Genomic DNA, 26,794 nt, shown 5'->3' on the forward strand with positions numbered 1-26,794 from the left:
AAACCAACCCTTTATGTACTCTGTACTTGACAAAGATACGATAGAATTGGAAATAGTTCCTTACATACCTAAAACTCATCGAGGATTTGCCCCGACCGTTCCATTGGTTGAGATTGTTAACGCCATCCTCTACAAGCTCAAGACCGGTGTGCAGTGGCATCAAGTGCCTGTAAAAGCCCTTTTTGACAGTAAAGTGCTAAGTTGGCAATCGGTTTACTACCATTACCGGAAATGGTGCTTGTGCGGTTTTTGGAAAGACTGTTGGGTGAGCTTCCTCAACCGCCATAAATCAAAACTTGACCTTTCCAGTGTGGACCTGGATGGCAGTCACACCTCGGCCATCAGGGGCGGGGAACAAGTGGAATACCAAGGCCGTAAGAAGCGCAAAACCACCAATGCCCTATACCTTAGCGAAAGGCAGGGACTACCTTTAGCTATGTCTGAACCTGTTGCCGGCAATCATAACGACCTGTATAACATTGAGGTGCAGTTCGAAGTAGTCACTGGTACTCTGGAAGATGCTGACCTCCGTGTGGATGGGTTGTTCCTCAATGCTGATGCGGGCTTTGATTCCAAGGATTTCCGACAGGCTTGTGCCCAAAAGGAAATCAATGCCAATATCTGTTTCAACAGGCGTAACAGTGACAAGGACAGAGATGACTATTTTGACAAAGAACTTTATGACCAGCGATATGCCATCGAGCGAACCAATGCCTGGATGGACAGTTTCCGGTCATTACTAAACAGGTTTGACACCACCGTGGCAAGCTGGACAGGGTTTAACTATCTTGCTTTTATTGTGTTAGCTTTGAAAAAGTTCAAACCCATCAAAAAGAAAAAAGTTTAAACGAATTCAACTGTAAGAATTTTACAAATCTTAAATCAGATAACTATGAAAAGAGCTATTGTGCTATTCAGTTTAGTGTGTTTCTTTTTATCCGGTGGATTCACCTCCATTTCTGCACAAAATTCTGTAGAATTGGGAATTATATTACCGTATAGCGGAAACTATAATAATTGGATAATAACCTTCACAGGAAGCAACGGTACCTATACCTTTACTACGAATGATGACAATTTTGAATCCCAGGTTCTCGGGGTCATTCCGGAAGGTACCTATGATATAGAATTTGACAGTGGTTATTTTCCCTCCGGCTTTGATTTTGGAGTGTGCGGTCCTACTTACTACCATTTCCGGGCAAGGAATGACAGCTTTACCTGGTATGGTGCCGTTATAGAAGAAGGGACATATATTCAGATTGATGAAGGTTATTGATCTTCGTATAGAGGATAACTAATCTTAACCGAGCAACATCCTTATCCATTACTTTTATAAAAAGTACAATAGTCATCAAATTAATTGTAAAAACCGAAAACACCTAATTATGATCCGTAAAAAAATTGCATCATCACTATTGCTGATAACCTGTTCGTTAGTGACTTTCGCCCAGTATCCGAAACTGACGGAAGAAGATAGAGCCAAAGAAGCAGCGATCAAGGTAGATGCCCAAAAGCGATCTGATGAAGCATGGGAAAAAGCCTTGCTTGTAGTAGAAAAGGAAGCGAGAGAAGGAAAACCATATATTCCCTGGGCATTCCGGCCCGATGACCTGCCCCAGGCAGAGATCCCGGTATTCCCCGGGGCAGAAGGCGGTGGTATGTATAGTTTCGGAGGTCGTGGCGGTGAGGTATATACCGTAACCAGTCTCGAAGACAGGGGTCCCGGAACACTCCGTTGGGCCTGTGAACAGGGAGGAGCACGGATTGTCGTATTTAACGTAGCCGGAATCATCAAGCTGGAAAGCCCGCTTATTATACGTGCTCCCTACATAACCATTGCCGGGCAGACAGCTCCCGGTGATGGGGTTTGTGTAGCCGGAGAGACTGTGTGGATAGATACCCACGACGTAGTTATCCGACATATGCGTTTCCGCAGGGGAGAAACCTTTGTAGGCCGCAGGGATGACGCCATAGGAGGGAATCCTGTGGGAAATATCATGATAGACCACGTTTCCGCCAGTTGGGGACTCGACGAAAATATGTCAATCTACAGGCATATGTACAGCCCGGGAGCCGATTACAAAGATGAAAAGCTCGGTACGGTAAACGTAACTATCCAAAACAGTATTTTCTCCGAAGCGCTTGATACCTATAACCATTCCCTGGGAAGTACCCTGGGAGGAGAGAATTGTGCATTTATGCGTAATTTATGGGCTAACAATGCCGGTAGAAATCCGTCTATCGGATGGAACGGTATATTCAACTTTGTAAATAATATCGTATTCAACTGGAGTCACCGTACCACCGATGGAGGAGATTACAAGGCCAAGTATAATATCATCAACAACTACTACAAGCCCGGTCCGGTAACGGATTTGGAATCGCCTGTAAGTTACCGTATCCTGAAACCCGAATCCGGGCGCAGTAAGCTGGACTCTCTTGTTTTCGGCAGAACATACGTAGAAGGAAATATTGTAGAGGGAAATGCCAAAGTAACCCGTGATAACTGGGCGGGAGGTGTACAAATGGCCGGAAAAGACGATTTAATGACTTTTGAAGAAGCTTCTAAGTATTTCCCTTATATGAGAGCTAAGGAGCCCATGCCCATGCCTTACATAACCATAATGCCGGTCGAAAAAGTACAGGATTATGTATTGACCAATGTAGGAGCAACATTGCCCAAAAGAGACCCGGTAGATGAAAGGGTAATCCGTACCGTAAAAACCGGGAAACCGGAATATGTAAAAGGACTCGATCCGGAATCCTTCTACCAGTTCGAACATAGAAGACTTCCTCCCGATGCCTATAAGCAGGGGATCATAACCGATATTGCTCAGGTAGGAGGATACCCTGAGTATAAAGGAAAACCATACAAAGATTCCGATAAAGACGGTATGCCCGACAAATGGGAGAAAAAATACGGACTGGACCCTAATGACCCGTCCGATGCCAATAAAGACCTTAACGGGGACGGATACACCAATATCGAGAAGTATATAAACGGTATAGACCCTGCCAAAAAAGTAGACTGGAAAGACCTGGAAAATAATAAAGATGTGCTGGCAGATCAAAAAAACGGTTTGGCAGCATATACAAAATAACAAATTATGCACGCTGGGAGCCGTTGGTTTTCGGCTCCTGTCAAAATTAATATCAATAAATGAAGTTTAAAGTTGTTTCCATAGTTGTTTTTTCCGTGTTTACGGTTTTTCAGACCCGTGCACAATATCCTGAAATACCTGAAGAAGAACAGGCGAAGACGGATGCTATGATGCAGGCCGAAGAAGAGCGTCTGTCCGAAAAATGGGAGAAAGAAGTATTTCCTGTTATCAAAAAAGAGAGGAAAGAAGGAAGGCCCTATGTCGTTTGGGGTTCGTATCCGGGCGATTTTATAAAAGCCGATATACCCGCGTTCCCCGGTGCCGAAGGTGGAGGAGCCTTTACACCCGGCGGAAGGAAAGGTAAAGTATATGTAATTACCAGCCTGGAAGACAGCGGCCCGGGGACCCTTCGGGAAGCCTGCGAAGCCGGGGGAGCCAGGACAATCGTTTTTAACATATCCGGAATCATCAGGCTGAAAACCCCCATTAGCGTCAGGGCCCCTTATATTACCATAGCAGGCCAGACCGCCCCGGGAGATGGTATTTGTGTGGCCGGAGAAACCTTTTCGGTAGATACGCACGATGTTATTATCAGGCATATGCGTTTCAGAAGAGGAGAAACCGATGTCACCCGGAGAGACGATGCTCTTGGCGGGGACCCTATGGGAAATATAATCATAGACCATTGTTCGGTAAGCTGGGGGCTGGACGAAAACATGTCTATGTACAGAAATATGTTCAAGCCCAATGAAAATTCCGACCGCCAAAAGCTTCCGGCTGCCAATATCACCATTCAGAATTCCATTTCTTCGGAAGGACTGGATACTTACAATCACGCCTTCGGAAGTACTATCGGAGGAATGCACAGTTCGTTCCTTAGAAATTTATGGGCCAATAATGTAGCCAGAAACCCTTCCATAGGAATGTATGGCGATTTCACCTTTGTCAATAATGTACTTTTCAACTGGTGGAACCGCTCCGTAGATGGCGGGGATTATCGCTCTATGTATAACATTATCAATAATTACTATAAACCCGGTCCTATCACCCCGGAGGACGATGTAAGGCACCGTATCCTGAAACCCGAGTCCGGTTGGCTTGATCCCAAAACTTACGGTCGTGCCTATGTCAATGGGAACTTCGTGGAAGGAAATCCCGAAGTGACCCGGGACAACTGGAATGGGGGAGTGCAGCCAGGCGGATCGTCGAAAGAGGAATGGGAAGAGCATTTTGCCTATATGAAACAGGAGAAGCCCTTTGAAGTTCCCTTTTACACCAAAATGTCCGCCGGGGAAGCCTTTGAATACGTGTTGAAAAATGCAGGAGCAACATTGCCCAAAAGGGACCCCGTTGATAAAAGGATAATCGGGCAGGTACGTACCGGAAAAATCGAGTATCCCGACGGACTGGAAGCAGATACCAAAACGTATGTAAAAAGAAGACTTCCTGCAGATTCCTATAAAAAAGGAATTATTGCCAATATCCGGCAAGTAGGAGGATATCCCGATTACAAAGGAAAGCCGTACAAAGATTCGGATGGTGACGGGATACCCGATAAATGGGAGAAAAAATACAACCTCGATCCGAAAGATCCTTCCGATGCCAATGGTGATATCAATGGCGACGGATACACCAATATAGAGAAGTATATAAACGGTATAGACCCTACCAAAAAAGTAGACTGGAAAGCCCTCGGGAACAACAGGGATACATTGAAAGACCAGGCCGGTGGATTACTCCAATAATTAAGAGAAATCCCCTTGAAAACCGAATAAACAAAATGTTTATTTGTTTATTCAATATATTGATAATTAAAATAATAAAACTTGTTATTTAAAGTTTAAATGTATGTGTAAAATAAAGATGATGCCACCCCGGAAAAACTCAACTTTTGTAATATGCTTACTGTTCCTGAACCTTGTTTGTGCCCAGGAAGATCACGATGAAGCCTATATAAAAGTGACTAATGAACGTGCCGCAAAAATTGTAAAAGACCTCGGGATCGATGATGCCGGAAAGGAGATACGGGTAAGAGATATTATTGCACAACAGTACAGGGATCTCAGTAACATTCACGATCCAAGAGACGAAGCGATAGAAGCGGTAAAGAAAAGCAGTAAAAGTGATGAAGCCAAAGAAAAGGCCATTGAAAAACTGAAGAAGAAATCTTCGAAATCCATAAAGAAACTGCATAAAAAATACCTGAAGAAACTGTCCTCCGAACTTACCGAAGAACAAGTAAGCGGGGTAAAAGACGGGATGACTTACGGGGTGTTGCCCAAAACATACCGCGCTTTTCAGGATATGCTGCCCGATCTTACACAAACACAAAAAGACACCATTCTGGCTTATCTTACCGAAGCAAGAGAACACGCCATAGATGCCGGGTCGTCTAAAGAGAAGCACGGTTGGTTCGGCAAATACAAAGGAAAGATTAACAATTATCTCTCAAGAGAGGGTTATGACCTTAAAAAAGCCGGAGAAGCATGGAAGGAGAGAATAAAAACTCAGGCAAATAATAAATAAGCAGAAAATACAAACAGATCGGGAGTTAGTAGTTAGTTGTGTAGACAATAGATAGTTGGCAGTACAGTGTGCTTCGGCACAACTGTCTGCCGGCTTCTACTGTCTTTCTGTAGTAATAGTAATACGAAATAATGTATCACTCACCTCATACGTTAATGTTCACGCACCACAATATTCGGGGATGGAGTCTACTCTTATCATCCTTCTTTTTCTTTTGTTTTACCATCTGTGCCCAGGTAAAACATCCGGATATCCTGAAAGGAGATGACGGACAACTCGTGTATACCCGGGATGAGAAAGGTAATCGCATCCCCGATTTTTCCTATTGTGGATATATGGCATCCGAAAAACCCATACCCGGTGTGCCTGCAAAAGTTTTTGTGCCTGTAACAGAAGGCGATGCCACCTCAAGTATTCAATCCGCAATAGACTATGTAGGCAGTCTGAAACCCGATAAAAACGGTTTCCGCGGAGCCGTATTACTCGATAAAGGAACCTTTTCCGTACATGGTTCACTGCAAATACCCTATAACGGTGTTGTATTGAGGGGCAGTGGCACCGGACCGGACGGTACATTACTTGTGGGGGAAGGAAAAAGAAGAGAACCTGTTATAAACATACAGGGACGGGACAACAGGCAGTACGGGGACACCATTGCCGCGACCGATACTTTTGTACCTGTAAATGCAGTGGAAATCCCCCTTGTAAGCACAAAAGGATTAAAAGCAGGAGATAAAATATACATACGGAGGATCTCTACCGAAAGCTGGATAAAAACGCTTCAGATGGAAGAATTCGGCGGAGAGACCGGGTGGATAGGATGGAAGCCGGGAGATGTTGATATCCTTTGGGACAGGCAGATTGCCAAAGTAAACGGTAATACGATCACTATAGACGTACCCCTTACCGAGGCCCTGGACCCGCAGTACGGTCCGGCAGAAGTCATACCCTATACCTGGACAGGGCGTTCCTCGCACAACGGAGTAGAGAACCTCCGGCTGGCATCCGCATACGATACCGATAATGAAAAGGACGAACAACACCGTTGGTTCGGTGTTATTATGGAAAATATAACCGATAGCTGGGTACGCCGGGTGACTTTCCAACATTTTGCCGGCGGAGCCGTAAAACTCCTTTCCACCGTAAAAAGAGTTACCGTAGAAGACTGCAAATCTCTCGATCCCGTTTCCGAGATAGGTGAGCCACGGCGTTACACCTTTTATACCGAAGGACAACAAACCCTGTTCCAACGCTGTTATTCCGAATACGGCTATCACGATTTTGCTGTCGGGGGCTACGGAACCCCGGGGCCGAATGCCTTTGTACAATGCAAAGCATATTTGCCCTACAGCTTTAGCGGAACCACTGGTAGCTGGGTTTCCGGGGCATTATTCGATATCATGGAGATCGATGGCCGTGCCCTGAGCCTGAAAAACCGCGAACAGGCCGGCAGAGGAGCCGGGTGGACAGCTTCAAACAGCGTGTTTTGGGAGAGTTCCGCTTCCAAAATAGAATGTTACAGTCCGCCAACTTCCCGGAACTGGGCTTTCGGCGTTTGGGGACAATTTTCCGGGAATGGCTATTGGAAAGAAGTTAACGGCCATATTTCACCACGGAGTCTGTACTACCGCCAGTTGGAAGAACGTCTCGGAAAACTGCCTTACGATCCATATATCATAGACCTCGGCACCGAACCATCCTCCAGTCCCACAATAGAACAGGCAGCCGAACTCACCGCATTGGCCACCCGGAAGAATATGGAACTTTCCGGCTGGATAGACGAAGCTTCGGAGAGGAATCCCGTACCCACGGAACATCACAAAGTTAAAAATGTAGAAGACGTTATTTCCTCTTCACATAAAAAAACAGTACCTGTTCCCGGAAAAATACAATTGGAAAACGGCTGGCTTACTGCCGGAGGAAAGCTGCTTACCGGGACACGCCATACCGTGCAATGGTGGCGGGGCAGCCTGCGCAAAAGAGATATAGCCCAGGCTACTCCCCATATCACCCGTTTTACACCCGGCTATACCGGCACGGGCTATACCGATAACCTGGATGAAGTAGTATCCTATATGACTGCTAATAATGTAGCAGGTATAGAACACAACTACGGACTCTGGTACGATCGCAGAAGGGACGACCACGAACGTGTACGACGTTTCAATGGTGACGGCTGGCCGCCTTTTTACGAACAACCCTTTGCACGCAGCGGAAAGGGAGGAGCCTGGGACAGGCTCAGTAAATACGACCTCACCCGTTATAACGACTGGTACTGGAACAGGCTCAAAAGCTTCGCGGATAAGGCAGAGCAACAGGGCAAATTACTCGTACATCAGCAGTATTTTCAGCACAATATACTCGAAGCAGGAGCCCACTGGGCCGATTCGCCCTGGCGTCCTGCCAACAATATAAACAACACGGGCTTTCCCGAGCCACCTCCATATGCAGGGGATAAACGCATCTTCCTGGCCGAGCAGTTTTACGACGTAAACCACCCGGTCCGGCGGAAACTTCACGAACAATACATACGTAAAGGACTGGAAAACTTTGCCGGAAACAGCAATGTTATCCAGCTTACCAGCGCCGAATATACAGGTCCCTTACATTTCATGAAATTCTGGCTCGATGTAGTGGCCCGATGGGAAAAAGAAAACGGCCAAAGCCAATGGATAGGCCTTAGCGCTACCAAAGACGTACAGGATGCCATACTGGCTGACCCCGAACGATCGGCAGTTGTAGATGTCATAGATATCCGTTACTGGCACTACAAACAGGACGGCAGTGCCTATGCTCCTCAAGGAGGCAAAAATCTCGCTCCGCGGCAACATGCCCGCAAAATGAAAGCCGGTAAAGAGACTCCCGGACAGGTATATCGTGCCGTGCGTGAATACCGCAGTAAATATCCCGATAAAGCTGTGATCTATTCCACCCCGGGTTCCGGAAGGTTCGGCTGGCCTGTTTTAATGGCCGGAGGTTCGCTACCCGCAATCCCCGAAGTGAATTTACCCCGGTTTTACACCGCCCTTCCGCGAATGACCGTAGAAGAAGGTACTCCGGAATCTGTCTGGGCACTACAGGACGAAGGAAACAGCTACCTGCTGTATTTCACGGATAAAACGATCTATACCCTCAACCTGGAAAACTACAGGGGAAATTACGACCTGTACCGGGTAGATTTATCCGACGGAAAAGCGACCAGGAAAAACACGTTGCGCGGAGGACGAAAACATACTATTGACGAAACCGACAAACTAATATTCATCGTAAAAAGATAACGTAAAATGACCCGTAAATATCGCAGTATATACCTGCTGTTTATAGCTTTATTGACCCTTACGGCCTTTTCCTGTAACGAAAGGAAAAAAGAAAAGGGAGTAAAGGAAGAAAAGGAAACTACTGTAGTCGTACAGGATGTTCCCAAACTGGAAATATCCGGTAACCATCGCTTTTTTGCTACGGAAGACGAAAAACCTTTTTTCTGGCTGGGAGATACCGCATGGTTACTGTTCAATAAACTGAACAGGGAAGAAACAGATGCATATCTCGAAGACCGGAAAGCCAAGGGGTTCAATGTCATACAGGTAATGGTGCTGCACTCCCTCGATGCTGTCAATGTCTACGGAGATACCGCCCTGGTAAAACAGAATGTCGCCCTGCCGGTTGTTACACCTGGTAATACCTTTGAAACCGAAGAAGAATACGATTTCTGGGACCATGTCGATTATGCTGTGGAAAGTGCGGCCGATAAAGGCCTGTACATGGCCTTGGTACCCGTATGGGGATCGAATGTCAAAACCGGAAAGGTAAGCGTGGAAGATGCCCGGAAATACGCGTCCTTTCTTGCCGAAAGATATAAAGACAAAAATAATATCATCTGGCTGGATGGTGGCGATACCTTCGGGAACGAATATACCGATGTCTGGAATGCCATAGGAGAAACACTGAAAAAAGAAAATCCGGACAAATTGTTAACCTTCCATCCCCGGGGGCGTATGCAGTCATCCGATTGGTTCCACGACAAGTCCTGGCTCGATTTCAATATGTTCCAGTCCGGCCACAGAAGATATGACCAGGACGACAGCGAAAGAAAGTATGGCGAGGACAACTGGCGGTACGTGCAGGCAGACTATAACAGGAAGCCCGTAAAGCCTACCGTAGACGGCGAACCTTCCTATGAAGGCATACCACAAGGCCTGCACGATCCGGAAGAACCTTTCTGGGAAGACAAGGATGTACGAAGGTATGGCTACTGGTCTGTTTTTGCAGGAGCAGCAGGCTACACCTACGGGCACAGTGCCGTAATGCAAATGCACCGGCCCGTAGACAAAGAAGGCGCTTACGGCAACAAAAAATACTGGACCGATGCCATCAACGACCCCGGGGCAAAACAAATGCAATATCTGAAAGCACTAATGCTGCAGTTTCCCTATTTCGAAAGGATACCTGACCAGTCTCTCGTGGCCGACCAGGGAGAGCGGCATGACTACCAGGCCGCTACGCGTGGCGAGGATTACGTCCTGGTGTATACCTGCAACGGACGAAACATCACCCTCAATATGGGGAAAATAAAAGGCGAGAAGGTAAAAACACAATGGTACAACCCCCGCGACGGACAGACACAGGATATAGGAACATTTGACAACACCGGGAAACAGGAATTCGACCCGCCCGGACAAAAAGAAGATGGTAACGACTGGGTACTTATACTCACTTCGGTTTAAATTTGATAATGAGCCAATGCGATAATGAAATTAAAAGAAGAATTCCTCCCCTTTAGGGGAGGCGCCGTGGTTGCTGAGTTAACCGAAGTAAAGGCGGAGGGGTGCTCCCAATTCAGATTTTAATTAAACAGAACAAACCTCTCCCCTTAAGGGGAGATGCCGTCAGGCAGAGGGGTGTCCCTCAAAAAACATAAAACCAACTAAAAATCACGTGCTCCAACAATATAAAGGCACGATAAAGAACACATAAATGACCCGCTTTATATATAGCCTATTAGCACTATTTTTCCTTTTTTCCTGTACTACCGGGAAAGAAGATGAAATATATATTTTCACCTCGTTCCGCGAACCTGCTACCGATGGACTCTATCTGGCCTACAGTAGAGACGGCTATCATTGGGAAGACCTTGGCGGTCCCTACCTGGAACCCGGAACAGGAGAAAGCGGTATTATGCGCGATCCTTCTGTCGTAAAAGGACCCGACGGCACCTACCATATGGTCTGGACAACGGAGTGGAAAGGAGGTAACGGCTTCGGTTATTCCAGTTCGCGCGACTTGATTAATTGGTCAGAACAAAAATATATCCCCGTTATGCAGCACGAACCCGATGTTGTAAACGTATGGGCCCCCGAAATTTATTATGATAAGGATGAAGACCGGTATATTATCATCTGGGCATCCACCATACCTCACCGTTTTGAAAAAGGGGAAGAAGAAGAAAAGAATAACCATCGTATGTATTATGTGACCACGAAGGACTTCAAAACCTTTTCGGACACCAGGCTTTTTCTCGATCCCGGGTTTAGCGTTATAGATGCCGTGATCGTCCGCAGGGGAAAAGATGATTACGTACTTGTGCTGAAAGACAATACCCGTCCCGTCAGGGCTATGCGGGTAGCTTTCGGTAAAACACCGCTCGGACCCTTCGATAATATTTCCGAACCCCTGACGGATTTCCTTACCGAGGGCCCAACCGTGCTACAGAAAGACAATGAATGGCTTATTTATTACGACCAGTACGGGGATAAAAGTTACGGCGCCGTTTCCACTACCGACTTTACATCTTTCGAAGACATACACCAGCAGATCAGCCTGCCCGAAGGACATAAGCATGGAACCATAAGTACTGTTTCCGAAGAAGTATTGAAGGAACTTATAGCAAAACACGAACAAAAGGATAATAAAGCCCAGGATACCGTACATTATACCGGCACAACCCTGTCCAACATCGATTACCATCACGGGCAGTTGCCACTCGCTGTAGGCGTACACGCCAGGCAGGTCATGCGGGCCAGCAGGGAACATCCCGGTCAGGCCGATGGTTTTGGCTGGACCTATAATCATGCACCCAACCTGGCCTACTGGAACAATACGTTTTTCTTACAGTATCTCAGCGATCCGGTAGGCGAACACGTTCCCCCCGGACAAACCTTTCTTGTGACTTCACCGGACGGACAAACCTGGGGAAAGCCGCAGGTACTGTTTCCGCCGTACCACATTCCGGACGGCTGGAAAAAAGAAGGATATGACGGGGTAGCCAAAAACCTCGATGCCGTAATGCACCAACGTATGGGGTTCTATGTAGCTTCGGACGGACGTTTGCTTACCCTTGCTTATTACGGTATTGCCCTGGACGAAAAAGACGATCCCAACGACGGAAAGGGGATAGGCCGTGCCGTAAGGGAAATACACAACGACGGTACATTCGGCCCGATTTATTTTATCAGGTATAACAAATCCTGGGATACTTCAAAATCTGTTTATCCCTTCTATACCGAAAGCGAAGACAAGGGTTTTGTAAAAGCGTGTGACGAATTACTGTCCGAACCCCTGATGATGCAGCAATGGGTAGAAGAAGCAGATCGCGACGATCCTCTGATACCGCTGAAAAAACAATTTAAGGCATTCAGTTATTACCACCTCAATGACGGGCGTGTAGTAGGCTTGTGGAAACACGCATTGACCTCAATAAGCAACAATGGTGGCAAAAGCTGGGAATATTATCCCCTGCGGGCTCCGGGCTTTGTAAACAGCAATGCCAAGATATGGGGACAAAAAACATCCGACGGTAAATTCGCCACGGTTTACAATCCGTCCGAATACCGTTGGCCTTTGGCCGTATCCACCAGTGAGGACGGCCTCGAATATACCGATCTGATGCTTGTTCACGGGGAGATCACCCCTATGCGTTACGGCGGGAACTACAAATCCTACGGTCCGCAGTATGTAAGGGGAATAACAGAAGGTAACGGTACACCTCCCGACGGAAACCTGTGGGTAACCTACAGTATGAACAAAGAAGACATATGGGTGACTTCGGTGCCCGTACCGTTAACCGATAAGGCAAAAAATCATGCAGTAGATGTTTTTAATGAATTACCCGACGGAGAAGAACTCCGGAACTGGAATATTTACGACCTGGTACTAGCTCCTGTGGGTGTAGAAAAAGGAAAAGACGGTAAAAAACACCTGTCGCTCCGGGACAAGGACGCTTTCGATTATGCAAGGGCAGAAAGGGTGATCCCGGAAACATCCCGTTTAAAAACGTCCTTTACAGTTGTGCCCGGACAGAACGACAAGGGGCTCCTGCAAATCGAGTTCCAGGACAAAAAGGGATTACCGTCCGTCCGGCTCATATTTGACAAGGATGGCATATTAAAAACCAAGGCAGGGGCCCGGTTCAAGAACCTACTGGAATACGAGGCAAACCGGAGTTATACCATAGAGATGACCCTCGATGCAGCTACACGTTCCTATACGATGAAAATCGACGGAGAAGATAAGGGGACCAGGATATTCTACGCCCCCACGGCAGAATTCAGCAGGATCATGTTCCGTACCGGCGAACAGCGTCATTTCCCTACCCCGGATACGCCGGCGGATAATTACGATGACCTGTCCGATACCGGCAAACAAATACCCGAAGCAGTATTTCTGCTGGAATCTCTGACCACTGAAAACTTTTGATGAAAGCATACTGTATACATATTACCCTTATTTTAACCTGTGCAGCTTTTTTATCGGCATGCGGAGAAGTCAAAGACACTTCTCCCGAAGCGGTACAGCTTACCTGTGAAGCAGGAGTAAACCCGATGGGAATTACCACAGAGCATCCCCGTCTGGGCTGGCAGTTACAGGCCTCTGGAACAGACGTCCTGCAAACCGCCTATCGCGTCCTGGTAGCTACCACCAGGGAAAAACTGGAAAAAGAGGAGGGTGATGTATGGGACAGCGGTACCGTAAATTCGTCAGAAAGCCAGTGGATACCCTTCAAAGGCAATTCATTACAGAGAGAGCAGTGTTATTACTGGAAAGTAAAAGTATGGGATAACCGGGGGAACGAATCTCCCTGGAGTGCGGTAAACACCTGGTACCAGGCCCCGGAAGAAAATATGATGAAAGCCCGGTGGATAGGAGCCATACGGAAAGAAGACAGCCATCTGCCGGAAGGCAGGAATTACCACACACCAACCCTTAAAAAGAAAAAAAGAGATTCCATCGTTGCTGCCGCGGACTCCCTGGCCGGTAGAAGCATCCTGCTTCGAAAGACGTGGAAAAACGATAAAAAAATAAAAAAAGCCATAGTTTTCATAAGTGGATTGGGGCAGTACGAACTCACTATCAACGGGGAGAAAACAGGAGGTAGTGAGTTTGCCCCTTTATGGTCCGACTACGATAAAACCGTGTATTACAATACCTACGATGTCACCGGTCAGTTGACCCAGGGTGAAAATGTAGTGGGAGTAATGCTCGGCAATGGCATGTACAACACCCTGGCAGGAAGATATTCCAAATTTTATGTCAGTTTTGGACCACCCACCCTGTTCTTCCGTTTGAAGATTACTTATGCGGACGGAACCGAACAGATGGTCCGTTCCGATGATTCCTGGAAATATGCTTCCGGCCCGGTAGTGTTCAACAGCATCTTCGGAGGTGAAGACTACGATGCCCGGCTCGAACAACCCGGCTGGGATCGTCCCGGGTTCGGGGATACCGGCTGGAAACCTGTAGTTATACAGGAAGCCCCCAAAGGAACATTAAGGCCGCAGACCGCGCCACCTGTAAAAGTATTGCGGGAGTATGACGTAAAAGAACAGACCGAACCCCTTCCCGGTGTATATGTACTGGATATGGGACAGAACATATCCGGTTTCCCCCAAATTAAAATAAAAGGTAAAAAAGGGCAGACCGTACGCATATGGGTGGGAGAATCACGCAAAGATGACGGTACCGTGGCACAAGGTGGTTCCGGGAAGCCATATTATTACCAGTATACCCTGAAGGGAGACGGAGAAGAAACCTGGCGCCCGCGGTTCAGTTATTACGGATTTCAATACGTCCAGCTCGAAGGCGCCAATTACCCTGAAGCCCGTAACGATACCTTGCCAACCATTTCCGAAGTAAAATCACTTTTTGTATATAATTCTGCCGAAAATACCGGGAGTTTTACTTCTTCCAACGAAATATTCAACCGTACACACCAGCTTATCGATAATGCCGTAAAAAGTAACTTCCAGAGTGTTTTTACGGACTGCCCGCATCGCGAAAAGCTCGGCTGGCTCGAAGAAACCCATCTTAACGGCCCGGGGCTTATCTACAACTACGACCTGCGAACCTTTATCCCGAAGATTATGCAGGACATAGCCGATGCACAACGACCGGACGGGCTTATTCCCAATATTGCCCCCGAGTATATTGTCTTCGGGGGAGACTTTACGGATTCGCCCGAGTGGGGAGTGGCCGGGATTATGCTGCCCTGGATGTATTACGAATACTATGGCGATACATCGCTTATCGAAAAGTACTACCAGGTTATGAAAAAGTATGTCGATTACCTTACAACCACTGCCAACGGTCATATCGTATCACATGGGCTGGGAGACTGGTACGATTATGGCGAACATGCTGCCGGGTATTCCAAAAACAGTCCCATTGCCCTGTCTGCCACATCCCACTATTTCATGGGGGCAGAACTGGTGGCCAAAGCGGCCGGGATGCTTGGTAAAACAGAAGATGCCGGAAAATATAAAGATATTGCCCAAACAATCCGCAAAGCCTTCAACCGTGAGTTTTTCGATCCCGCGACCGGACAATATGGTACCGGCAGCCAGTTCAGCAATGCCGTACCGCTTTTTATGGACATCGTAAAGGAAGAGAGCAGGCAGGAAGTACTGGAAAACCTCCTGGCGGATATCCGGAAACATGGACATCGCCTCACTACCGGCGATGTGGGTAACCGTTACCTGTACCAGGTACTTGCCCGCAACGGTTATAACGATGTGCTGTATAAAATGCACAATCACTACGATACCCCAGGCTACGGGTTCCAGATCAAGTTCGGATTAACGACACTCACCGAGCAGTGGGACCCCCGGAAAGGGAATTCCCTCAACCATTTTATGATGGGACAGATAGAAGAATGGTTTTTCCGAAGCCTGGGAGGAATCGTTCCCGATAAAGAAAAACCAGGTTTTCGGCATTTCTTCCTGCAACCAGAAGTTACCGGCGATCTGACCTATGTAAAAGCCGGGTATAATTCCATTTACGGCCCCATACATTCCGAATGGCACCGGGAAGGAGATATCGTAAAGTACACATTCGAAATCCCGGCAAATACCACCGCCACGGTAAAACTCCCCGGGGCACAGTCCGAAGGGATAACCATAAACGGGAAAATCATACGGGAGAGCGATCAGATAACAGGTAGTAATTTACCTTCGTTTCATCTCGGTTCAGGAAAATATACGGTAGAATATGTATTGGAACCGCCACATAAAAACGGGTTATGAATAAGAAAAAGATAAAAAAAGAACGTATAAATGCTATGTCGGGGAGAGGAATATTTTTAATCCTGCTACTCCTTCTGGCTCATGGCAGTAAACTGTTTGCACAAAACTCCGATAGTAAATACAATGAACCTATTTTACACACTATTAATAAAATAGAACGAATATTTAATGTAACAGTTGAAGATGAAAGAGGACTTCTGAAAGATAAGAACCTCGACTATGCCGACTGGCGTATACGCTACGGACACCCGGAAATATCTCTTACCAATATTCTCGCCCCGTTCGACCTGACTTTCTTTAAGGAGTCCGATTCCGTCTACATTATCCGGAAGTTCGAATATCCCCGGCGTTCCGTAAACGTGGGGGAAGAGCGTCTGCAATACCTGGAAACCCTGTATAACGACAAAGATAGTTGGGAAAAGCGCAGGGACTCCCTTAAAAGCTGTATGTACGCTGCCCTGTGGCTCGATAAAGCCCCGGAAGCGCCCGGGACCAAACCGGTCCTTACCAAAAAACGGATTTATAATGGCTATAGCGTAGAAAATATCGCACTCGAAATACTCCCGGGAGTATATGCCACAGGTTCCGTATACAAACCGTATCCCCTGAAAGGAAAACGCCCGGTTATCGTATGTCCCAACGGGCATTTCGGCCAGGGAAGGTACCGGGAAAGCCAGCAGGTCAGGAGCGCCACCCTGGCAAGGATGGGCGCTATAGTAGCCGGTTTTGACCTGTTTGGCTGGGGAGAATCACAATTGCAGTTTCCTTACGAATACCATCATAACAGTATTGCGGCAACCGTACAGGTACTTGATGGCATGCGCCTTTTGGACTACCTGCTTACCCTGCGCCATGCCGATCCGGAACGGGTTGCGGTAACCGGAGGTTCAGGCGGAGGTTCACATACCATGTTCCTCACTGCGCTGGACGACAGGGTAAAAGTATCTGCCCCCGTAGTTATGGTTTCCTCACATTTTTCCGGTGGTTGTCCCTGCGAGAGTGGTCAGCCCCTGCACCTTTGCGGCAACGGGACCAATAATGCCGAGATCGCCGCTATGGCAGCCCCGAGGCCACAGTTTGTAGTTTCCGACGGAAAAGACTGGACCCATGCCGTCCCCCAACTCGAATTTCCCTTTATCCGACGCACATATGGTTTTTACGGCAAAAAAGACCGGGTTAGCAATGCCCATTTCCCCGACGAAGGCCACGATTATGGAAAATCCAAAAGAATGGCCGTATACCGTTTTATGGCAAAATACCTCGATCTCGATCTGAAAAAAGTACAGAACAGTAAAGGTGAAATAGACGAATCGGCCTGTGTGGCAGAAGAAGAGAACACCTTGAAAGTATTCGGTGATAACGGAGAAAAACTCCCGGAAAATGCCCTGAAAGATATTAATGCACTATATAAACTTTTTGGAAAAGAAAACAAAAAAGCGCTCTAATCAGTAACCCTGGGCAAACCCTTCGGCGTTTTCCCGTACCGAAACTCGGGAGAGTGATAACTAACAAACTACGAACTAACAACTAAGAACTACAATAAAAAACAAACATCCCGATGAAACTATTGCACATCGTATTACTGTTAACCTTTTATTCCGGAATTGCTACACTGCATGCACAATCCCCGGAAAACCGGATGAAACTCTGGTATGACAAACCCGCATCAAACTGGAACGAAGCCCTACCGCTGGGTAACGGCAGGCTCGGGGCCATGGTATTCGGCGACCCTGCCATAGAGCGCCTTCAACTGAACGAAGAAACCATATGGGCCGGATCACCGAATAATAATGCCAATCCCGAAGCACTAAAGGCATTGCCCGAGGTCAGAAAACTTATTTTCGAAGGGAAATATAAGGAAGCCGATGCCTTGGTCAACAAGGAAATGATGGCTACGACCAATAACGGGATGCCTTACCAGACCTTCGGCAGTTTGTATATCTCCTTTCCCGGGCATGCGGCGTATACCGATTATTACCGGGACCTGGATATTGCCAATGCTACTGCTACCGTAAAATATAAAGCAGGCGATGTAACCTATACGAGAGAGATCATCACCGCCTTCAGGACCGATGTTATAGCCGTTAAGCTCTCTGCCGACAAACCGGGAAGTATTACCTGTAATCTTTCCATGAACAGCCCGTTCGATCATACCGACCCCTATACCGACGAAGACCAGCTGGTACTTTCCGGGGTTAGCAGTACCGTAGAAGGGCAAAAAGGAAGAGTTAAGTTTATGGGCCGGCTGGCGGCAACACACCGGGGAGGAAAAATTACCGTACAGAACGGCATTATGAGTCTCGACAACGTAGACGAAGCTACCCTGTATATTTCCATAGCCACCAATTTTAAGAACTATAAAGAACTGTCCGCAGACCAGGAACAAAAGAGCAGGGACCTTCTCCAAAAGGCCCTGGCTCAAAATTTTGACAATATCCGTTCCGCACATACCGCGTACTACCGCAAGTTTATGGACAGGATGTTTCTTGATCTCGGGATTACCGATGCCGCAAAGCTACCTACCGATCAAAGGATCAGGAACTTTTCCGAAGTATCCGATCTTCAGCTTGCTGCCCTGTATTTCCAGTTCGGCCGGTACCTGCTGATATCCAGTTCACAACCCGGCGGACAACCTGCCAATTTACAGGGCATCTGGAACGATCAGCTCTTTCCGCCCTGGGAAAGTAAATACACCGTAAATATCAATGCCGAAATGAATTACTGGCCGGCACAATCCACCAATCTCACCGAAATGCACGAACCCTTTGTACAGATGGCCGAAGAAGTGAGCGAAAGCGGGAAAGAAACCGCCAGGGTCATGTATGATGCCGATGGTTGGGTACTGCACCACAACACCGATATATGGCGATTTACCGGGGCAATAGACATGGCCGCATCCGGAATGTGGCCCACAGGAGGAGCGTGGTTTTGCCAGGACTTATGGGACCGTTACCTCTTTACGGGAGACAAGGGGTACCTGGAAAAAATATACCCTGTAATGAAAGGATCGGCCCGGTTTTTCCTTGACTTTATGGTACCGCACCCCGAGCATGGCTGGCTGGTGGTGGTACCATCCGTTTCTCCCGAAAATACCCATGCCGCAGAAGGCGGAAAAGCATCAGTAGCAGCCGGGACCACAATGGACAATCAACTTGTATTCGATCTGTTTACCCACGTTGCCGAAGCAGCCGCGATACTGGGGACAGATAAGGATCTCACATCCGAACTGGCAAAAGCCAAAGCCCGGCTTGCTCCCATGCAGATAGGAAAACACGGCCAGTTGCAGGAATGGATGCACGATTGGGACGATCCCGAAGATAAACACCGGCATGTGTCGCACCTTTACGGGCTGTTTCCCAGTAACCAGATTTCCCCCTTCCGCACCCCGGAACTGTTCGATGCAGCAAAAACATCCTTAAAGTTTCGCGGGGATAAATCCACCGGGTGGTCTATGGGATGGAAAGTGTGCCTGTGGGCCAGATTGCTCGACGGCGACCATGCGTACAAATTATTACAGGACCAGCTTAGCCTGGTAGTCCCCGGAAAAAAAGGAGGGGGCACCTATGCCAATATGTTCGATGCACACCCGCCTTTCCAGATCGACGGGAATTTCGGTTGTATAGCAGGTATAGCCGAAATGCTCGTACAAAGCCAGGAAGGTGCCGTACACTTGCTTCCGGCATTGCCTTCCGCCTGGGAAGACGGCGAAGTCAAAGGATTGGTAACCCGTGGAGGATTTATACTCGATATGACCTGGAAAAACGGTAAGCTCCATAAAGCTGTTATGAAATCCAAAAACGGGGGAAACCTCAGGTTGCGTTCCGCAACCGGGTTAAAAGGAGAAAACCTCCAAAGAGCAAAAGGAGAAAACCCGAACCCGTTTTTTACGGTTCCCGAAGTAGCCGAACCCATTATAGCAGATAAATCCAAACTGAACAAAGTAAAGTTACCCCGGTATAAAGAATACGATCTCCGGACCGTAGCAGGAAAAACATATACGGTTTATGGAGGGTAGACCGGTGGCTTCGGTACATCCCGAACATAGTTCGGGACACTCAGCCACCTCGTTTTGTACTCAAACCTGCAACTTGAAACTTGAAACCTATAACCTGAAACTTGCAACCTGAAACCTGAAACCTGAAACCTGAAACCTGTAACCTGTAACCTGTAACCTGAAACCTGTAACAACTAAAAATGAAACCTATCCTTAAATACCTCTTCATCACCATTATTGCTACAACGATCAGTTGCGGTAGGGACGGGCAGGCCGGTAAACCTGCCGTGCTGAAAGCGGAAGATTTTGAACATTATGCAGCATACTTTAACCGTATGGAAGACGAGAACATTCGTCAGGCCATACCCAACGATAGTGCCTGGACATGGATGAAAGACAATATTCCGTTATTCGAGTGTCCGCAGGACAATTTCGAAGAAATGTATTATTACCGTTGGTGGAGTGTGCGTAAGCATATTAAAAACACTCCCGAAGGCTATGGTATTACCGAGTTCCTTGTAGAGCGTTCATATGCCGATAAGTACAACCTGATAAGCTGCGCCCTCGGGCATCATATTCACGAATTCCGCTGGTTGCACAACCCGGAATACATAGAACAGGATGTACACCTTTGGTACCGCGGAAATGATGGCGCTCCTATGAAAAAATTAAACTCTTTCAGTAGCTGGACGGCATCTTCCCTCTATGACCTTTACCTCGTAAACGGCGATAAGGAATTTTTGTTTGATATGTTACCCGACCTGGTGGATGAGTATAAGGGGTGGGAAGAAAACAGGAAACGTCCCGACGGACTGTTCTGGCAGAACGATGTTAAAGACGGTATGGAAGAATCCCTGAGCGGGAGCCGTCATGAGCGAAATGCACGCCCCACCATAAACAGTTATATGTATGGTAATGCACGGGCTATTGCCAGTATAGCCAAATTGAAAGGTGATATGGGGCTTGCGGGGCTGTACGATGCAAAAGCGGATACCTTGCGACAATTAATCCAAAAGACCCTGTGGAACAGTTCCGATCGTTTTTTCGAAACCTATAAACAGGCCGATAGCTCTGCAAACGTAAGAGAAGCTATAGGATTTATCCCCTGGTATTTTAACCTCCCGGAGCAGGGTAAGGGTTATGAAGAAGCGTGGCAGCAAGTGAAAGATGAGGAAGGTTTTCTCGCTCCTTTCGGTCTTACTACCGCCGAGCGACGGAGTCCCCGCTTTCGTACCCATGGCTCCGGGACCTGTGAATGGGACGGCGCCGTATGGCCTTTTGCCACTGCCCAGACCCTGACGGCTATGGCCAATGTACTCAACGGGTATAAACAGGACTACGTAAATAGGGAAGATTATTTTAAACATATGAACCTGTATGTCGAAAGCCAGTATTACCGTGGCAGACCATACATAGGGGAATATCTCGACGAAACTACCGGGTACTGGTTAATGGGAGACCGGGAGAGAAGCAGGTATTACAATCATTCCACCTTTAACGACCTGATTATTAATGGTCTTATAGGGCTCCGCCCGAGGGAAGACAACAAAATAGAAGTGAGCCCGCTTATCCCTCAGGATACATGGGATTGGTTTTGCCTGGATAATGTACTGTATCACGGAGACATTCTCACCATCCTATGGGATAAAACCGGGGAGAAGTACTATAAAGGCAAAGGCTTTCGTGTATTCCGTAACGGAAAGGAAATAGCTTCAACCAGGCAATTGGAGAAGATCATAACAGAATAAAAACTTGACCTGGTAGAACTTGATCTGGCGCTCGTTTGCAACGGGTGTCGATTTTATCCGGCATTTGTAATGCCCTTTCGTGTGCGTTGCAAACGCACTTTACAATAGGTGCTCGTTTCCGCTTCGCTCAAACAAGCACCAGTTTGGGTATAAGTGCCAGTGTCTGGGCTGTCAAAATTTAACCTGGCGCTCGTTTGCAACGAGTGTCGATTTTATTCGGCATTTGTAATGCCCTTTCGTGCGCGTTGCAAACGCGTTTTACAATAGGTGCTCGTTTCCGCTTTGCTCAAACAAGCACCAGTTAGGGATTTAACCTGGATTTAACCTGGCGCTCGTTTGCAACGAGTGTCGATTTTATTTGGCACTTGTAATGCCCTTTCATGCGTGTTGCAAACGCGCTTTACAATAGGTACTCGTTTTCGCTTTACTCAAACGAGCACCAGTTTGAGGGTAAAAGAAATATAGAAATAAGAACCAAAAACAAATAACATGCACACCCGTATCCTTTACCTGATATACTGCCTGGTTAGCCTGACGACAATTTGTGCAGCTACGGACGATACCGATGTACGGGTAATCGGCCTGCAATGTGAAATGCTGACCGATCCCGAGGGTATAGATGTAGTAAACCCCAGGTTGAGCTGGCAGTTAGGGACCAATGAACCAAATACCTGCCGCACGGCTTACCGGGTATTGGTGGCATCTACCAAAGAAAAACTCGAAAAGAACGAAGCCGATTTATGGGACAGCGGAAAAGTACAGGACGAAAATGCGTTCTACATAACCTATAAAGGTAAACCCCTGCACAGCAAGCAGGAAGCCTGGTGGAAAGTAAAAGTGTGGACCGGTAACAGAGAAACTTCCTGGAGCAGCCCGGCCTATTGGAGTATGGGTATACTGAATTATGCCGAATGGAAGTCCACCCGGTGGATAGGTATGGACAAGGCTTTTCCGTGGGATGGCATAACGCAGTTTTCCCGTTTGTCCGCACGCTATCTCCGTAAGGAAGTAGACCTTAAAAAAGAAGTGCGTAAAGCCAAAGTCTATATCATGGGGCTTGGTATGTACGAACTCTACATCAATGGCCGGAAAGCCGGTGAACAGGTACTGGCTCCCGTACCTACCGATTACACCAAAAATGTAAAATACAACGTCTACGATGTCACTCCCATGCTCAAATCCGGTACAAATGCCGTAGGGACCATCCTGGGTAATGGCAGGTATTTTACCATGCGGCAGCATTACAAACCGTATAAAATAAAAACTTTCGGATTCCCGAAAATGGCCATGCAGTTAGATGTAGAATACACCGACGGCAGCCGGGAAGTTATCAAAACGGATGAAAGCTGGAAACTCACGGCCGACGGTCCCATTCGTACAAATAATGAGTATGACGGCGAAGAATACGATGCCCGTAAGGAAATGCCCGGGTGGGACCAGCCGGGTTATGATGATAGTCATTGGTTAAACGCGACCTATGTACAGGAGCCCGGCGGATTTTACGAAGCACAGATGACCCCGGGAATGCGGGTGATGGAAGAAATTGATCCCATTGCCATAGAAGAGCGCGGAGAAGGAAAGTATATTCTCGATATGGGCCAGAATATGGTAGGCTGGTTGCAGGTTAAAGTAAACGGCAACCGGGGCGACCGCGTAACCCTGCGCTTTGCAGAATCCCTGAAAGAAGACGGATCGCTCTATACCGAAAACCTTCGCGATGCCAGAGTAACCGACGTATATACTTTGAAAGGAAGTGGAGAAGAAACATGGCAGCCCACTTTTGTTTATCACGGTTTCCGCTACGTGGAAATATCAGGTTTTCCCGGAAAGCCTGAGTTATGGAATTTCAAAGGGGGAGTAATATATGATAAAATGGAAACCACCGGGACTTTCGAGACTTCCGATGCCACCCTCAACCGGGTCTTCGAAAATGCCTACTGGGGGATAAGAGGCAACTATAAAGGTATGCCTGTCGATTGTCCGCAGCGTAACGAAAGACAACCCTGGCTGGGTGACAGGGCTACCGGGGCTTACGGGGAAAGTTTTGTTTTTAACAACGCTACCCTCTATGCCAAATGGCTCCACGATATCAGGAATGCACAGACCGAAGACGGCGGTATTCCCGATGTGGCTCCTGCTTTCTGGAGGTATTACGGCGACAATGTTACCTGGCCCGCGACCTATTTTACCGTGGCCGATATGCTGTATTCCCAATATGCGGATAGCAGGAGTATAAAAGCGCATTATCCCTCCATGAAAAAGTGGATGCGGTACATGGAAGCCAACTATCTTAACGAAGGCCTGATGACCAAAGACAAGTATGGCGACTGGTGTGTGCCCCCCGAATCCCTGGAACTTATCCATTCCGAAGATCCCGCGCGTAAAACGGACGGGGTATTACTGGCTACGGCCTATTATGTGCACCTGCTGCAGTTGATGACGAGGTTTGCCGGGATAATAGATGCTCCGCAGGAAGACATCAGGCATTACCAGGCCCTTATGGAAGATATGACATCTGCATTTCACGCTCGTTTCTTTGATGAAGAAAATAATCAGTACGACAATAACACCGTAACCGCAAACCTGTTGCCTCTGACCTTTGGAATGACTCCGAATGACCGAAAGGAAAAAGTATTCGGCAATATTGTAAATACCATAGAACAGACCAATAACGGCCATATAAGTACCGGGGTTATAGGTACACAGTTCCTCATGCGTACCCTGACCGAATACGGAAGGGCCGATCTTGCCTATCGACTGGCTTCCAATACTACCTATCCGGGCTGGGGATACATGGTAGAGAACGGGGCCACTACCATATGGGAATTGTGGAATGGTAACACCGCCAGTCCTAAAATGAACTCGCAGAACCACGTTATGTTACTCGGTGACCTGCTGATCTGGTATTACGAAGACCTCGCCGGGATAAAAAGCGCTCCGGATTATCCGGGGTTTAAGAAGATAATGATGAAGCCGGCCTTTAACAGCGGCTTGGATAAAGTGTCCGCAACTTACAATTCCGTGAGAGGGCCTATCGAAAGCCACTGGTACAAAAAAGGCGGAAAACTGCAGTGGGAGGTAACCATCCCGCCGGACACATCGGCAGAAGTATATCTTCCCGAAGAAGAAGCGGAAAAGGTGAAGATCGATAAGAAAAAGTTAAACCGGAGCGGAATAGATTATCGCCGGGAACAGGAGAAGATCATTGTGAAATTGCCTTCGGGGACTTATTCGATCCGTATCGACGGATAAAACAGTAAAGTCGGGACAGTGCAGGATACCCTTAATAAATGTATTTTTTACATTAGCAGCGATAGATGATAGCCATAAAAACAATAAAAACAGACATGAAAACCTTACGTATTGCAACATTGGTATGTGTTGCATTGACCTTGTATAACTGCAAGACCGAAAACAAGACATCCCCTGAAGAAGAGACCTGGAGGAAAGGGATTGTAACCGACGAATTTATTTATGAAGAAGCGCCGTATCCTTCATGTCACGCCGCAACCATAGCCGAAACCCCGGACGGGCTCGTAGCCGCGTGGTTCGGCGGCACCAAGGAGCGTAATCCCGATGTCGGTATATGGGTAAGCCATAATACCGGGGATAGCTGGAGTACACCCGTAGAAGTAGCCAATGGTGTTATAAACGATACATTGCGCTACCCGTCGTGGAATCCCGTTTTGTACCAGGTTCCCGATGGCGACCTGTTGTTGTTCTATAAAATAGGCCCTAAACCATCCGAATGGTGGGGATTAAAAATGACTTCTTCCGATGGCGGAAAAACCTGGTCCGAGCCCGAAGAACTGCCCGAAGGATATATAGGGCCGGTAAAGAATAAACCCGAACTTGTCGGAAACGGTAAGCTCGTATGCCCTACCAGTACCGAAGGAAACGGCTGGCATGTGCGTATGGAAATCACCCCCGATTTCGGAGAAACGTGGAGCATGACCGATACCATCCCGAGAGGACCGGAGCCCATAAATGCCATTCAGCCCAGCATACTCAAACACGGAGACGGAAAACTACAGATCATCTGCCGTACCCGGAACAGGGCACTGGCCACTTCATGGTCCGAAGACTACGGGGAAACCTGGTCAAACTGGGAATTGCTTGACCTGCCTAACAATAACTCCGGCACCGATGCCGTGACCCTGCAAGACGGAAGACATCTGCTGGTATACAATCACGTATTGCCACCGGACGGAAAAGTAAAAGGCCCGAGGACTCCCTTACATGTTTCCCTGTCCGATGACGGTATTAACTGGGAAGCATCCCTTATCCTCGAAGACTCCGAGATCAGCCAGTATTCCTATCCCTCCGTAATCCAGGGAGCGGACGGTATGATCCATATCGTATATACCTGGAGAAGAGAAAAGATAAAGTATGTAAAAGTAGACCCGGATAAAATGGTGTCTTATCCTATAGAGAAGGGCATATGGCCGGGAACAGGGACGGGGGAGTAGAACCCGGGGCTTCGATACATTCCGGCTCCGCCGGAACACTCAGCCGCCTCCGCTCTGGCTTAAACATGCAAACCGGTGGCTTCGGTACAACAGCCTGCGGCTGTCACTCAGCCACCTCGTTTTGTAAACTGACTAAGCCTAACATAGGTTGCCTTTTTTCTTAAACTTAATGTATAATGAAAAAAGGACAAGAACACAGAGTGTTTGATTTAGGCCTCAAATTGCAATTAGTCAAGCAGATTGAAAAGGGAGAACTCCGGGTTCGTGATGTTAGCCAGCTTTATCAGGTAAGTACCACGGCGGTATATAAATGGTTACGTAAATATTCCGATCTTTACGTGAGTAATACACGAATGATAGTGGAAAGTAAAAGTTTATCAAAGAAGCAAAAAGAGCAGGCAGAGCGCATTAAGGAGCTGGAACGGGCTTTGGGTCAAAAGCA

Annotated in this window: 15 protein-coding genes; all 15 read left to right on the forward strand. The window is 47.5% G+C overall.

Translation table 11 applies throughout. The annotated features are described in order from the left end of the window. Positions 1–13: 13 nt before the first annotated feature. On the forward strand, positions 14–847 hold the full coding sequence (locus ACVBDU_RS01405; RefSeq protein ID WP_447177729.1) for an IS5 family transposase: 834 nt from the start codon (positions 14–16) through the stop codon (positions 845–847). Between the two features lie 45 nt (positions 848–892). After that, complete coding sequence (locus ACVBDU_RS01410; protein WP_447177995.1) at positions 893–1,276, forward strand: hypothetical protein; 384 nt, start codon at positions 893–895, stop codon at positions 1,274–1,276. A gap of 109 nt (positions 1,277–1,385) precedes the next feature. Beyond that, positions 1,386–3,101, forward strand: a complete 1,716-nt coding sequence (locus tag ACVBDU_RS01415) for a polysaccharide lyase (RefSeq protein WP_447177996.1) — start codon at positions 1,386–1,388, stop codon at positions 3,099–3,101. Between the two features lie 59 nt (positions 3,102–3,160). Then, the gene (locus tag ACVBDU_RS01420; protein WP_447177997.1) at positions 3,161–4,846 is read left to right on the forward strand and encodes a polysaccharide lyase; all 1,686 of its coding nucleotides are present in this window, start codon (positions 3,161–3,163) and stop codon (positions 4,844–4,846) included. Positions 4,847–4,949: 103 nt separating this feature from the next. Beyond that, on the forward strand, positions 4,950–5,627 hold the full coding sequence (locus ACVBDU_RS01425) for a DUF3826 domain-containing protein (RefSeq protein ID WP_447177998.1): 678 nt from the start codon (positions 4,950–4,952) through the stop codon (positions 5,625–5,627). A gap of 131 nt (positions 5,628–5,758) precedes the next feature. Further along, the gene (locus ACVBDU_RS01430) at positions 5,759–8,905 is read left to right on the forward strand and encodes a DUF6298 domain-containing protein (protein ID WP_447177999.1); all 3,147 of its coding nucleotides are present in this window, start codon (positions 5,759–5,761) and stop codon (positions 8,903–8,905) included. A 6-nt stretch (positions 8,906–8,911) separates the two neighbouring features. Further along, positions 8,912–10,351 carry a glycoside hydrolase family 140 protein gene (locus ACVBDU_RS01435; RefSeq protein WP_447178000.1) on the forward strand — a complete coding sequence of 480 codons (1,440 nt, stop codon included), beginning with the start codon at positions 8,912–8,914 and terminating at the stop codon, positions 10,349–10,351. A 250-nt stretch (positions 10,352–10,601) separates the two neighbouring features. Then, the gene (locus tag ACVBDU_RS01440; RefSeq protein WP_447178001.1) at positions 10,602–13,319 is read left to right on the forward strand and encodes a glycoside hydrolase family 43 protein; all 2,718 of its coding nucleotides are present in this window, start codon (positions 10,602–10,604) and stop codon (positions 13,317–13,319) included. Further along, the gene (locus ACVBDU_RS01445; protein WP_447178002.1) at positions 13,319–16,141 is read left to right on the forward strand and encodes a glycoside hydrolase family 78 protein; all 2,823 of its coding nucleotides are present in this window, start codon (positions 13,319–13,321) and stop codon (positions 16,139–16,141) included. The genes ACVBDU_RS01440 and ACVBDU_RS01445 overlap by 1 nt, the downstream gene beginning before the upstream one ends. Beyond that, on the forward strand, positions 16,138–17,586 hold the full coding sequence (locus ACVBDU_RS01450; protein WP_447178003.1) for an alpha/beta hydrolase family protein: 1,449 nt from the start codon (positions 16,138–16,140) through the stop codon (positions 17,584–17,586). Before ACVBDU_RS01445 ends, ACVBDU_RS01450 begins: the two co-directional genes overlap by 4 nt. Before the next feature lie 113 nt (positions 17,587–17,699). Continuing rightward, a complete protein-coding gene (locus ACVBDU_RS01455; protein ID WP_447178004.1) occupies positions 17,700–20,156 on the forward strand; it encodes a glycoside hydrolase family 95 protein in 2,457 nt (818 codons plus the stop codon). A 179-nt stretch (positions 20,157–20,335) separates the two neighbouring features. After that, the gene (locus ACVBDU_RS01460; RefSeq protein WP_447178005.1) at positions 20,336–21,883 is read left to right on the forward strand and encodes an MGH1-like glycoside hydrolase domain-containing protein; all 1,548 of its coding nucleotides are present in this window, start codon (positions 20,336–20,338) and stop codon (positions 21,881–21,883) included. Between the two features lie 489 nt (positions 21,884–22,372). Further along, entirely contained in the window at positions 22,373–25,135 is a 2,763-nt protein-coding gene (locus ACVBDU_RS01465) for a glycoside hydrolase family 78 protein (RefSeq protein ID WP_447178006.1), read from the forward strand. A 95-nt stretch (positions 25,136–25,230) separates the two neighbouring features. After that, positions 25,231–26,352, forward strand: coding sequence for a sialidase family protein (locus tag ACVBDU_RS01470; RefSeq protein ID WP_447178007.1), 1,122 nt, complete (start codon positions 25,231–25,233; stop codon positions 26,350–26,352). 176 nt (positions 26,353–26,528) lie between these two features. Beyond that, on the forward strand, positions 26,529–26,794 hold a 266-nt coding region (locus ACVBDU_RS01475; protein ID WP_447178008.1), incomplete at its 3' end, for a transposase.

Source organism: Sinomicrobium endophyticum, from assembly GCF_052983315.1.

What these genes read in the sequence shown, in the direction of transcription:
- ACVBDU_RS01445 (WP_447178002.1), top strand. Translation starts at nt 13,319, where the DNA reads ATGAAAGCATACTGTATACATATTACCCTTATTTTAACCTGTGCAGCT.
- ACVBDU_RS01440 (WP_447178001.1), top strand. Translation starts at nt 10,602, where the DNA reads ATGACCCGCTTTATATATAGCCTATTAGCACTATTTTTCCTTTTTTCC.
- ACVBDU_RS01435 (WP_447178000.1), top strand. Translation starts at nt 8,912, where the DNA reads ATGACCCGTAAATATCGCAGTATATACCTGCTGTTTATAGCTTTATTG.
- ACVBDU_RS01415 (WP_447177996.1), top strand. Translation starts at nt 1,386, where the DNA reads ATGATCCGTAAAAAAATTGCATCATCACTATTGCTGATAACCTGTTCG.
- ACVBDU_RS01420 (WP_447177997.1), top strand. Translation starts at nt 3,161, where the DNA reads ATGAAGTTTAAAGTTGTTTCCATAGTTGTTTTTTCCGTGTTTACGGTT.
- ACVBDU_RS01430 (WP_447177999.1), top strand. Translation starts at nt 5,759, where the DNA reads ATGTATCACTCACCTCATACGTTAATGTTCACGCACCACAATATTCGG.
- ACVBDU_RS01410 (WP_447177995.1), top strand. Translation starts at nt 893, where the DNA reads ATGAAAAGAGCTATTGTGCTATTCAGTTTAGTGTGTTTCTTTTTATCC.
- ACVBDU_RS01455 (WP_447178004.1), top strand. Translation starts at nt 17,700, where the DNA reads ATGAAACTATTGCACATCGTATTACTGTTAACCTTTTATTCCGGAATT.
- ACVBDU_RS01405 (WP_447177729.1), top strand. Translation starts at nt 14, where the DNA reads ATGTACTCTGTACTTGACAAAGATACGATAGAATTGGAAATAGTTCCT.
- ACVBDU_RS01460 (WP_447178005.1), top strand. Translation starts at nt 20,336, where the DNA reads ATGAAACCTATCCTTAAATACCTCTTCATCACCATTATTGCTACAACG.
- ACVBDU_RS01470 (WP_447178007.1), top strand. Translation starts at nt 25,231, where the DNA reads ATGAAAACCTTACGTATTGCAACATTGGTATGTGTTGCATTGACCTTG.
- ACVBDU_RS01450 (WP_447178003.1), top strand. Translation starts at nt 16,138, where the DNA reads ATGAATAAGAAAAAGATAAAAAAAGAACGTATAAATGCTATGTCGGGG.
- ACVBDU_RS01425 (WP_447177998.1), top strand. Translation starts at nt 4,950, where the DNA reads ATGTGTAAAATAAAGATGATGCCACCCCGGAAAAACTCAACTTTTGTA.
- ACVBDU_RS01465 (WP_447178006.1), top strand. Translation starts at nt 22,373, where the DNA reads ATGCACACCCGTATCCTTTACCTGATATACTGCCTGGTTAGCCTGACG.